This is a genomic window from Longimicrobiaceae bacterium, assembly GCA_035936415.1.
GTDB lineage: Bacteria > Gemmatimonadota > Gemmatimonadetes > Longimicrobiales > Longimicrobiaceae > JAFAYN01.
On sequence record DASYWD010000216.1, the window covers coordinates 1 to 10,156 of the forward strand.

11 protein-coding genes and 2 tRNA genes are annotated in these 10,156 nt (G+C 72.4%); 3 read left to right on the forward strand and 10 right to left on the reverse strand.

Annotated features, from left to right (window positions below):
• From VGR37_08525 to VGR37_08550, 6 genes are all read right to left on the reverse strand, one after another.
• Positions 1 to 505 (reverse strand): hypothetical protein (locus VGR37_08525; GenBank protein ID HEV2147436.1); only part of this gene is annotated, 505 nt, incomplete at its 3' end.
• Between the two features lie 321 nt (positions 506 to 826).
• Positions 827 to 1,219 carry a VOC family protein gene (locus VGR37_08530; protein HEV2147437.1) on the reverse strand — a complete coding sequence of 131 codons (393 nt, stop codon included), beginning with the start codon at positions 1,217 to 1,219 and terminating at the stop codon, positions 827 to 829.
• A gap of 43 nt (positions 1,220 to 1,262) precedes the next feature.
• Positions 1,263 to 2,486, reverse strand: a complete 1,224-nt coding sequence (locus VGR37_08535; GenBank protein ID HEV2147438.1) for a crosslink repair DNA glycosylase YcaQ family protein — start codon at positions 2,484 to 2,486, stop codon at positions 1,263 to 1,265.
• A gap of 34 nt (positions 2,487 to 2,520) precedes the next feature.
• Positions 2,521 to 3,480, reverse strand: a complete 960-nt coding sequence (gene coaA, locus VGR37_08540) for a type I pantothenate kinase (protein HEV2147439.1) — start codon at positions 3,478 to 3,480, stop codon at positions 2,521 to 2,523.
• Positions 3,481 to 3,538: 58 nt separating this feature from the next.
• Positions 3,539 to 3,889, reverse strand: coding sequence for a hypothetical protein (locus VGR37_08545; GenBank protein HEV2147440.1), 351 nt, complete (start codon positions 3,887 to 3,889; stop codon positions 3,539 to 3,541).
• A gap of 79 nt (positions 3,890 to 3,968) precedes the next feature.
• Entirely contained in the window at positions 3,969 to 4,427 is a 459-nt protein-coding gene (locus tag VGR37_08550) for an AAA family ATPase (GenBank protein ID HEV2147441.1), read from the reverse strand.
• A 115-nt stretch (positions 4,428 to 4,542) separates the two neighbouring features.
• On the opposite strand from VGR37_08550, the gene VGR37_08555 reads away from it, so the two are divergent.
• The 3 genes from VGR37_08555 to VGR37_08565 all read left to right on the forward strand — a co-directional run bounded on the left by VGR37_08555 (position 4,543) and on the right by VGR37_08565 (position 5,397).
• Positions 4,543 to 5,109 (forward strand): pyridoxamine 5'-phosphate oxidase family protein, encoded by a 567-nt coding sequence (locus VGR37_08555; GenBank protein HEV2147442.1) that lies wholly within the window; start codon positions 4,543 to 4,545, stop codon positions 5,107 to 5,109.
• Between the two features lie 133 nt (positions 5,110 to 5,242).
• Positions 5,243 to 5,316, forward strand: a tRNA-Val gene (locus VGR37_08560).
• Positions 5,317 to 5,324: 8 nt separating this feature from the next.
• Positions 5,325 to 5,397 (forward strand) — tRNA-Ala (locus VGR37_08565).
• Positions 5,398 to 5,503: 106 nt separating this feature from the next.
• Here the strand turns inward: VGR37_08565 and VGR37_08570 are convergent.
• The 4 genes from VGR37_08570 to VGR37_08585 form a co-directional block, all read right to left on the reverse strand.
• Entirely contained in the window at positions 5,504 to 5,848 is a 345-nt protein-coding gene (locus VGR37_08570; GenBank protein ID HEV2147443.1) for a HepT-like ribonuclease domain-containing protein, read from the reverse strand.
• The gene (locus VGR37_08575) at positions 5,838 to 6,137 is read right to left on the reverse strand and encodes a nucleotidyltransferase domain-containing protein (protein HEV2147444.1); all 300 of its coding nucleotides are present in this window, start codon (positions 6,135 to 6,137) and stop codon (positions 5,838 to 5,840) included. Before VGR37_08575 ends, VGR37_08570 begins: the two co-directional genes overlap by 11 nt.
• Positions 6,138 to 6,340: 203 nt before the next feature.
• The gene (locus VGR37_08580; GenBank protein ID HEV2147445.1) at positions 6,341 to 6,778 is read right to left on the reverse strand and encodes a DoxX family protein; all 438 of its coding nucleotides are present in this window, start codon (positions 6,776 to 6,778) and stop codon (positions 6,341 to 6,343) included.
• Positions 6,779 to 6,860: 82 nt separating this feature from the next.
• Positions 6,861 to 10,156: efflux RND transporter permease subunit (locus VGR37_08585; GenBank protein HEV2147446.1), on the reverse strand; the 3,296-nt coding region annotated here is incomplete at its 5' end.

Sequence of the window (10,156 nt, forward strand, 5' to 3'; positions counted from 1 at the left end):
CCGCCGCGGCGATGGCGTACGCCGTTCGCACGCCCAGCTCCGCCGCCCGCGGGTCGCGCGCCTCCTCCAGCACGGAGCCGATCAGCTCCAGGTGCAGCACCCCGTCCCCCCGCACCGGCCCGAACGCACGCATTCCCAGCGGCTCGAGCACCTCCGGGTACACCTCGTACGCGCGCCCGTCCAGCGTGCGCGCCAGGATCGCCCAGGCAAGCGGCGCGCGGAGCGAGTCCGGGAGGCGCGGGTCCACCAGCGCCTGCTCCGCCATGCGGAAGGGGCTCCCCAGCCCGAGCCGCAGCCGCTCCAGGTACGCCACCGCCAGCGCGGCCTCGGCGGACACCGAGTCCGGGTCCTGCACCGCGCGCGTCTCCCGGATCAGCGCCGCCGCGTGCAGCCGCCCGCGCCTCAGCTCCCGCGCCGCGTCGGGCGGGGAGGGCGCATGCGGCTGCGCGCACCCGGCCAGGAGGCCGAGCATCGACAGCAGCAGGAGGAAGCGCGGGTGCAGCATCGTACGGCAGGTTGGCTTGGGTTCCTATAGACATACCCGTCGCGGGCCGGCGGGGTCCGGCGGCATCCACGCCATCGGCCGCGCGAAGTGGTTGCGGCCGAAGGAGATCCGTCTTCCTCCGGGACGGTGCGCGGAGGAATCGCCTGCTGGAGAACGGGATGGAGACGGAGAGCGGGCGGGGTACCGCGTGACGCAGAGCGAGCCGGTGCGCTCACCGGGAGCCGCATCGGGGCGGTGCGGAGCGAGCGGACGGGTATTTCCGACGGGTATTTCCGGGGATGCAACAATATATCGGTGAATCCGCCCCGGGAGAAGGGCCCCTTACGCCCGCGGCACCTCGCCCATCAGTGCGAAGACGTTGTCCTCCGTGTCGCGCAGGAAGGCCATCCACAGGTCGTGGTCGGGCATGCGCGCGATCAGGTGGGGATCCCCCTCGGCCCGGACGCCGCGCCCGGTGAGCGCGGCGAAGGCGGCGTGGACGTCGTCCACCCGGTAGTAGAGGATGGAGGCGGGGTGGTCGAGCTCCGGCTTCTCCGGGAGGGCGAGCATCAGCCGGATGGCGCCGCACTGGAAGAAGGCCGCGCCGGGGATCTCGAAGAGGAGCGGGAGCTCCAGCGTGTCGCGGTAGAACGCCACGGCGCGGGGCAGGTCGCGCACGTTGACCGCCACCTGGCCGATCCCGCCGATCCCGACTCCGCTGCGGGTGTCCGTCATCGTGGGCTCCGGGAGGAGGGTGGAGAGTACGGGACGGCCGCGCTCAGGCGGCGGCCAGCGCCTCGCCGAGGCGGCGCGCCAGCTCCGGCGGGTCCGAGGTGCGCACGGCCACCTCCGGCGTGCCGTGCCAGGCGGCGCATTCGCGCAGCGCCCGCGCCAGGTCGCGCACCAGGCCGCCGGTGACGCGGACCCCCGGCTCCAGGTGGAGGGCGCGGACCTCGAAGACGCCCTCCCGGCGGTGCGCCTTGGGATCCAGCCGCCCCACCAGCGCGCCGCGGCGGAGGATGGGGAGGACGAAGTAGCCGAAGCGCCGCTTCGGCGCGGGGGTGTAGCACTCCAGCCGGTAGTCGAACCCGAACAGCTCGCGCGCGCGCGCCCGGTCCCACACCAGCGGGTCGAAGGGGGAGAGCACGGTGGTGAGCCGCGGGCGGATCTCCCCCGCGGCGGCGCGCTCCGCCGTTTCCCGGTGGTCCGGGTGCACGTACCCGGGCTCCGTCCACCCCTCCACCTCCACCCGGAGCAGCGCCCCCTCCCCGGCCAGCCGCTCCGGGACCAGGGGCGTCCCCCGCTTCGGCATGCGGAAGTAGTCGGCCACCCAGCGCGCCTTCGCCACCCCCAGCGCCCGCACGGACTGGAGCACCAGGGCCCGGTCCGTCTCCTCCTTGGGCGGGAGGCGCGCGTCGTCCCAGCCGGGGAGCACCCGCTGGCGCAGGTCGTACACCCGCTGGAATCGCTCGCGCCGGGCGATCATCAGCTCGCCCGCCGTGAAGAGCGACTCCAGCATCCGCTTCTCCGGCTTCCACTCCCACCACCCGCCCGGCCTGCCGTCCGTCCGCTCGAAGTCGGCCGAGCGCACCGGGCCGCGCTCGCGGATGGTCGCCAGCAGCCGCTCCACCTCGTCCCGCTTCGCCATGAGAGGCGCCGAGTACTTCCAGCGCATGGCCTCGGCGTTCAGCATGCGGTGCCGGAAGAGCGGGAAGCTCTCCGTGGGGAGGAAGCACGCCTCGTGCGCCCAGTACTCGAAGAGCGCCCCCTCCGCCAGCAGCTCCTCCAGCCAGCGCTGCGGGTAGTCGCCCAGGCGGCTCCAGAGCACCAGGTACGGGCTGCGCGCCACCACGTGGATGGTGTCGATCTGCAGCGCCCCCATCCGCCGGATCGTCTCCAGCACGTCCGCCTTCGTCGCCCTGCGCCGCGGCCGCGCATCCAGCCCCTGCGCCGCCAGCATCAGCGCCCGCGCCCCCTCCACGCTCAGCCGAAGATCAGCCATCCTCCCCCGTTTCGCACCTCGCACTTCGCACTCCCTACAGCTTCCGCAGCCGCACCCGCTCCACCCGGTGGTCCTCGCCCTTTTCCAGCACCAGCGTGGCCCGCTCGCGCGTGGGGAGCACGTTCTCGCGGAGGTTCACGGCGTTGATCGTCGCCCACACGTGCCGGCCGAAGGCGGTCGCCTCGTCCTGCGGCAGGGCGGCGTACCGGTGGAAGTACGACGCGGGGTCGCGGAACGCGGTTGCGCGCAGCCGCTGGAAGCGCTGCAGGAACCAGCTCTCCAGCATTTCCTCGGCGGCGTCGATGTACAGCGAGAAGTCGATGAAGTCGGAGACGAACACGCGCGGCGGCCGGCCGTCGCCCCCGCCGGCCTGCAGCACGTTCAGCCCCTCCAGGATCAGGATGTCCGGCTGGCGCACGGTGAGCTCCGCCTCCGGGACGATGTCGTACACCAGGTGCGAGTACACCGGGGCGCGCACCTCCTCCCGGCCGGACTTCACGTCGGCCAGGAAGCGGATCAGCCGGCGCACGTCGTAGCTCTCCGGGAACCCCTTGCGGTGCATGATCCCGCGCGCCTCCAGCTCCCGGTTGGGGTAGAGGAAGCCGTCGGTGGTCACCAGGTCCACCCTCGGGTGGTCCGGCCAGCGGGCCAGGAGCGCCTGCAGCACGCGCGAGGTGGTGCTCTTCCCACCCGCCACGCTCCCGGCCACCGCGATCACGTACGGCACCTTGGCCGCGGGGTGGGCCAGGAAGGTGTCGGTGACGCGGTGCAGCTGCTGCGCCGCGGCCACGTACAGGTTGAGGAGGCGGGAGAGGGGGAGGTAGATGTCCGTCACCTCCTCCATGGACACGAACTCGTCGGCGCTGCGGAGCGCGGCCAGGTCCTCTTCCGAGAGGGTGAGCGGCGTGTTGCCGCGCAGCCGCGCCCACTCCTCGCGCGCAAAGGAGATGTACGGCGAGAAGCCGCTGCTTGCCTGCGTGGTGGTGGCGTCCATGCGTGGGGGAGGACCGGGGTCGCGCCCCGCCGCGGGAGGACGGCGGGCGCGCATCATCTTACGCGGGCCAGGCGAGCCAGAACAGGTACGCGAGCAGCGGGAGGGCGGGGAGAAGGGGAAGGGCGGCGAGCACCGCGGCCCGGCGCCAGCGCCGGCGCGCGTACGCCCGCCAGGCCGCCAGGGAGCACGCCACGGGGAGGATGGGATAGCTCCACACCACCCCCACGAACACCCGGGGCGGCCACGGGTCGCCCGGATCGGCCGCGCCGAGCGCCGCCAGCGAGAGCCCCGCCGCGACGAACCAGGGGACCAGCGTGGCCAGGAGGAGCCCCTGGGCGCCCACGAGCCACGCGAGCGTCCCGGGGGAGCGCGCCTGCGGGGGCGGGGCATCGGGTGCCGGAGAGTTCATCGGCGCGGGAGTGCGGGGACGGGAGCTCGCCGCCGAAGGAATACGGTGTGTCCCGGCCCGTCGCCAGGGGCGGGCGCCCTCACCCGCCGGATGGCGCGCCGGCCCACGGCTCCACGGCGAACTCTCCCCCGGGGGCGATCGTCACGCGGAAGAGCGCGTCGAACCCCTCGTGCGCCGTGGGGCGCTCCAGGCGCTTCAGCGTGCCGAAGAGCCCCGCGGGGGGAACGCGCTTCGCCTCCTCCCGCCCGGCGTTGCGCAGGGCGGAGCCGGCGGGGTCCGGCTCGAAGAAGTACCCCGCCGCGCGGAACGCCGCCGGCCGGGCCGCGGCCAGGTACCGCGCCCTCTCCTCGCGGGTGACGTTGGTGTTGTCCACCACGAAGGGCTGCTGCGCCTCGATGCAGGCCGCCAGGAGCAGGCGCTCGCGGCGGCGGGTGCGGAGCAGGTCCAGGCTGATCCGCACGTGCGTGTCGAAGAAGCGCGCGCGGTAGAAGGTGGACTTTCCCGACGCCTGGATCCCGATGAATACGATGGCTTCCATGGCCGCCCCGCCCCGCGAAAACGGGACCGCTCTTGACAGGGGGCGCCGCCCTGCGTCGCTTCCCGGTGCGGGCCCGGCGAGGGCGGCGCGCACCGGTACCGGACACGGAGGAGACATGGCGAAGCTGTTCGACGAGATCACGCCGGAGCTGCGGGACTTCATCGCCCGGCAGCCGCTCTTCTTCGTGGCGACCGCTCCGCTGGCGGAGGCGGGTCACGTGAACCTGTCGCCCAAGGGGCTCGACACCTTCCGCGTCCTGGGCCCGCGGTCCGTGGCGTACCTGGACCTCACCGGAAGCGGCAACGAGACCGCGGCGCACCTGCTGGAGAACGGGCGCATCACCTTCCTGTTCTGCGCCTTCTCCGGCGCCCCGAAGATCCTCCGCCTCTACGGGCGCGGGCGGGTCGTGCTGCCGGACGCGCCCGGGTGGGAGGCCCTGCGTGGGCACTTCCCCGACTACCCGGGCGCGCGCCAGGTGGTCCTCGCGGAGATCACGCGCGTGCAGACCTCGTGCGGCTACGCCGTCCCGCGCATGGAGATGGTGGAGCAGCGGGACACCCTGCTGCGGTGGGCGGAGGCGAAGGAGGACACCCTCCCCGCCTACCGCCGCGAGAAGAACGCCGCCAGCATCGACGGCCTCCCGGCGCCGCTCGGCGCGGGGGAGGCGGCGTCCGGTCCCTGATGCCCGGGCGCATACGGAGAGGCGGCACGGAGAAGTGCCACCTGACATCTCTTTATGCCACCGAGGGGGAGCTTGAGCTTCTCGCCCGTTCCGTTTAGATTCTTCTCTCCGCGGACGTAGAGTCCTGCGGCGCGGTCGATTAGCTCAGCTGGTTAGAGCGCTCGCCTCACATGCGAGAGGTCCGGGGTTCGAGTCCCTGATCGACCACTGGTGCCGGGGATGTAGCTCAGATGGGAGAGCGCTGCAATCGCACTGCAGAGGTCAGGGGTTCGATTCCCCTCATCTCCATCCGGACGAGATAGACGAGGCCCCGCCGTGGCAGATGCCGCGGCGGGGCTTCCGCATTTCGGCAGCGTTCTCTCCCGCGAGGCTGCCGTGCAGAGGGCGGTGGGGCTTACGCGTCCGGGCTTTCGAGAATGGCCTCGATGGCAGAGAGGAGCGGCGGGAGGTCGGCCAACACGGTGTTCCAGACGATGTCGTGGTCGATGTCGAAGTACGCGTGGATCAGCCGGTTCCGCATGGCGACGATGGCTGCCCAGGGCAGCTCGGGGTGGCGTTCCCGAAGCTCCGGGCTCATCCGGCTGGCGGCTTCGCCCACGATCTCGACGTCCTTCACGATCGAGAGGAGGAGCTGCCGGTCGGTGTCCAGGTCGGCACGGGTGCGCCCCGCCGCGAAGCGCAGGGCCTCGCGCCCGGCGTCGCGCATGTGGTGCAGACGCATCCGGTCTTCAGGCCGCATACAGGATCGCGGCCCCGTCCAGCACCTCCTGCCGGAAGTAGCGGCTCAGCTCGTTGGGGGTGCGCAGGTCCACCTTGCGTCCCACGATCTCGCCCAGCTCCAGCTCCAGTGCGGCGAGGGTGAGGAGGCCCACGCTGACGCCCGGCTCGAACTCCACCAGGACGTCCACGTCGCTGTCGGGGCGGAAATCCTCGCGCAGCACGGAGCCGAAGAGCCGCAGCCGCCGGACGCCGTGCCTGCGGCAGAACTCGGCGATGCGCTCGTGAGGGAATTCGATGCGTGCGGGCATGTCTCTGTGCGTCGAGATCGGCTCCTCAGCCGGTGCCGGAGGGGCGAGCCCCAGCCGACAGCTTGGTCCGGCCGCGATGATAGAATAGGCACCGGGATGCCTCTCGCGCCACCGCTGCAATGGACTGCACCAACAGCATGGGGCCGCCCTCCCGAAGGAGGGCGGCCCCGCGCGCCGGACCACGTCTGTACCGCCCGTGCGCGTCAGACCCGCGCCGTGTGCGTCTCCGGCGCCGTGCGGCCCCGGCCGATCAGGCCGTCCAGGCTGTAGCGCCCCCCTCCGCGGGCGGAGAGGTACAGGAACACGAAGCTGTAGAGGGCGGCCAGCTCGCCGCCGTTCAGGATGGGCCAGAAGCCCTGCGGGGCGTGCGCCCTGAAGTAGGCCACCGCCATCTGGCCCGCGAGGATGAACGCCACCGGGCGGGTGAAGAGCCCGAAGGCCACCAGCAGCCCGCCGAAGAACTCCAGCACCCCCGCCAGCCCCATCAGCGACACCAGCGGAACCGCGCCTCCCTCCGGTCCGGCCCCGCCCAGCGCGCCGAACAGCTTCTGCGCGCCGTGCTGCATGAACAGGAGCCCCGCCGCCACCCGCAGCAGCGCCAGCGTGGCCTCCTCGAACCGGCGCATGAAGAATCCGTCCATCGTCGTCCTCCCCTCCCACGGGTAACCAGCGGGGAGCCGCTCCAGGGCGGAGCGGCTCCCGGGCACGTCCGCTCCCCTTCCGTCAATCGCCGCCCACCGGGACCGGCTCGCCCAGCGGACGCACGTCCCGTTCCGGCGTCGGTGCGGGTGCCGCAGGCTCCTCCCGGAGCTCGCGCCTCTCCCGGCCGCCGCCGGTGAGCCATCCCTTCACCCGGTCGCCCAGGGAGTTGAAGACCACGTAGGCGCTGGGCACCACGAAGAGCGTCAGCAGGGTGGAGAGGCTCAGGCCGCCGATCATCGCCACGGCCAGCGGCTGCATCAGCTCCGACCCCTCGCCCAGCCCCAGCGCGAGCGGGATCATCCCGAACATGGTGGTGAGCGTGGTCATCAGGATGGGGCGCAGGCGCACCGCCCCCGCGTCCACCGCCGCGTCCAGCATGGAGGTACCGGGCACGCGCCGGAACTCCTCGATGTACTCCACCAGGAGGATCGCGTTGTTCACCACGATCCCGGCCAGCAGGATCACCCCCAGCATCACCGGGGCGCCCAGCGGGGTGCCGGTGAGCCGGAGCGCCAGCGCCACCCCCACCATGGAGAGCGGGATCGCCAGCAGGATCACGAACGGGTTGATCAGCGACTCGTACTGCACCGCCATCACCACGAACACCAGGAAGATCGCCAGCGACACCACGACGGTGAGCTGCCGCGAGTTCTCGCGGATGGCCTCCTCCTCGCCGCCGTAGAGGATCCCGTACCCGTCCGGGAGCCGCAGGTCGGCCAGGCGGGCGCGGACCCCGTTCATCACCTCGCCCACCGTGGCCACGTCCGTGATCACGTCGCCGGTGACGCGCAGCACCCGGTTCTGGTTCTCCCGGAGGATGGTGCTGGGACCCAGCGCCGGGCGCACCGTCGCCACGTCGCGCAGGTACACCGGGGCGCCGCCCGCACCCGCCGGGAAGAGCGCCACCGACTCCAGGTCCTCCGGCGAGGTGAAGCGCTCGCGCGGGAACATCACCCGCACGCCGTACTCGCGGTTCCCCTCGGTGTAGCGCGTCGCAACGGTGCCGTCCAGCGCGGTGCGGAGCGCCTGCCCCACCGCCGCCACGTCCAGCCCCATGCTGGCGGCGCGCTCGCGGTCCAGCTCCACCGCGATCTGCGGGCTGGCCTCCTCCGTGGAGGGCTGCACCGCCTCCAGCCCCGGCACCTCGCGGATCCGCGCCATCACTTCCTCGGCGATCGCCTGCAGCTCGCGCAGGTCGTCGCCCTGGATGGTGACGGCCACCGCCTCGCCGGAGCTGCTGGTGCGCAGCCCGCGGATGCGCGGCGGGCGGACGAAGATGCGGGCGCCGGCGTACCCCCGCTCGTTGATCTTCTGCTGCAGCGCCTGCACCCACTCGTCCGCCGTCATCTCCCGCTCGGAGGGCGGAGCCAGGCGGATCCCCAGCGAGCCGCGCCCGCCGCTCTCCACCGTGGCGGAGCCGAAGAACATCCCGCCGGCCGAGGCGAAGACGTGCTGCACGTGCGGCATCTCCCGCACCATCTCCTCGATCTCCAGCGCGATCCGGTTGGTCTCCGTGGGGGTGGAGCCGGGGGGGAGCGAGATCCCCACGCTCACACCGCCGTCGTCCACCTGCGGGAGGAACTCGTTCCCCAGCCCGCTCACCAGCGGGATGACGGCGAAGAACGAGGCCACGGCGCCCCCCAGCACCAGCCAGCGCCAGCGGAGCACCCGCGGCGCCGCGCGGCGGTAGCCGTCGCGGAGCCGCCCCACGCCACGGTCGAAGCCGCGGATCAGGCGCGACTTCGCCAGCCCGCTGGTGAAGCGCACCTTCCCGAACTGCGCCGACATCATCGGCACCAGGGTGAGCGCCACCAGCAGTGACGCCAGGATGGCGAAGGAGATGGTGAGGATCAGCTCCCGGAAGAGGAGCGCGGTCAGGCCGCTGATGAGGAGGAAGGGGACCACCGCCGCCAGGTTGGTGGTGGTCGACGCCACCACCGCCGTCTGCACCTCGGCGGCGCCCTCGTGCGCGGCCTCCTCCAGCCCCTCGCCCTCGGCTTTCTTGGTGTGCCGAAAGATGTTCTCCAGCATCACGATGGAGTTGTCGATCAGGAGCCCGACGCCCAGGGCGAGGCCGCCCAGCGACATGATGTTGAGCGTCAGGTTCCCCATCCCCATCATCAGGAAGGTGGCGAAGATCGCGATGGGGATCGCCAGCCCGATGACGAAGGTCTTGCGCAGCGAGCCGAGGAAGAGGAAGACCACGATCATGGCCAGCAGCGCGCCGCCGATGGCCGCGTTGCGGACGGAGCCCACCGAGTTGCGGATGAAGTTGGCCTGGTTCTCCAGGGTCCGGTACTCGATGTCGGCGGGGAAGAAGGCGCTCCCCTGCAGCGACGCCAGCTTCTCGTTCACGGCGTCGGCGACCGCCACGGTGTTGGCGTCCGGCTGCTTGCGCACCGAGAGCCGCACCGCGGGCACGCCGTTCAGCCGCGCGTAGAGCCGCTGCTCGCGCGAGGTGTCGCTCACCGTCGCCACCTCGGACAGGGGGATGCGCGCGCCGTTGCCCAGCACCAGGAGGGTGCCCCGGATGTCGCCCACGCTGCGGAACTTCCCGGCGGTCTTCCCCACCACCTCGAAGGTGGGGGAGGCGACGCGCCCGGCGGCCACGTTCTGGTTGGCGGCGCGGAGCGCGCTGGTCACCTGGGCCACGGTGAGCCCGTAGGAGCGCAGCCGCTCCTGGTCGAGGACCACCTGCACCTCGCGCTGCAGCCCGCCGGAGACGTCCACCGACGCCACCCCCTCGAGGGTGAGGAGCTGCGGGCGGAGGCGCTGGTCCACCCAGTCGCGCAGGTCGATCAGGCTGCGCGTGGGGGACGAGAACGCCACCTCGTAGACCGGGATCTGGGAGGGGTCGAACTTGAAGATGGTGGGCGGGTCTGCCTCCTCGGGGAGGCGGGCGCGGGCGCGCTCCAGGTTCTTGGCGGCGTCCTGGAGCGCCAGGTCCACGTCGGTGCCGTAGTCGAAGAACAGGTTGACGCCCACGCGCCCCTCCTGCACCTCGGTCTCGATCCGGGTGACCCCCTCCGTGACCGCCAGCGCCGCCTCCAGCGGCTTGGCGACCGTTTCCTCCATCACCTCCGGCTCCACGCCGGGGTTGGTGACCGAGGCGCGCACCTGCGGGTAGCTGATGCTGGGGAGCAGGTCCAGCGGGAGCCCGGAAAGGAAGTACCCGCCCAGCACCAGCACCACCGTGGTCAGCATCACCGTCCCGATGGGACGGCGGATCGCCAGGCTGGGGAGCCCGGAGCGGCGGCGCCCCTCGCCGCTCCGCTCCGCCCTGGGCTCCGTGCGCGGGGCGCTCACCGGCCCCCTCC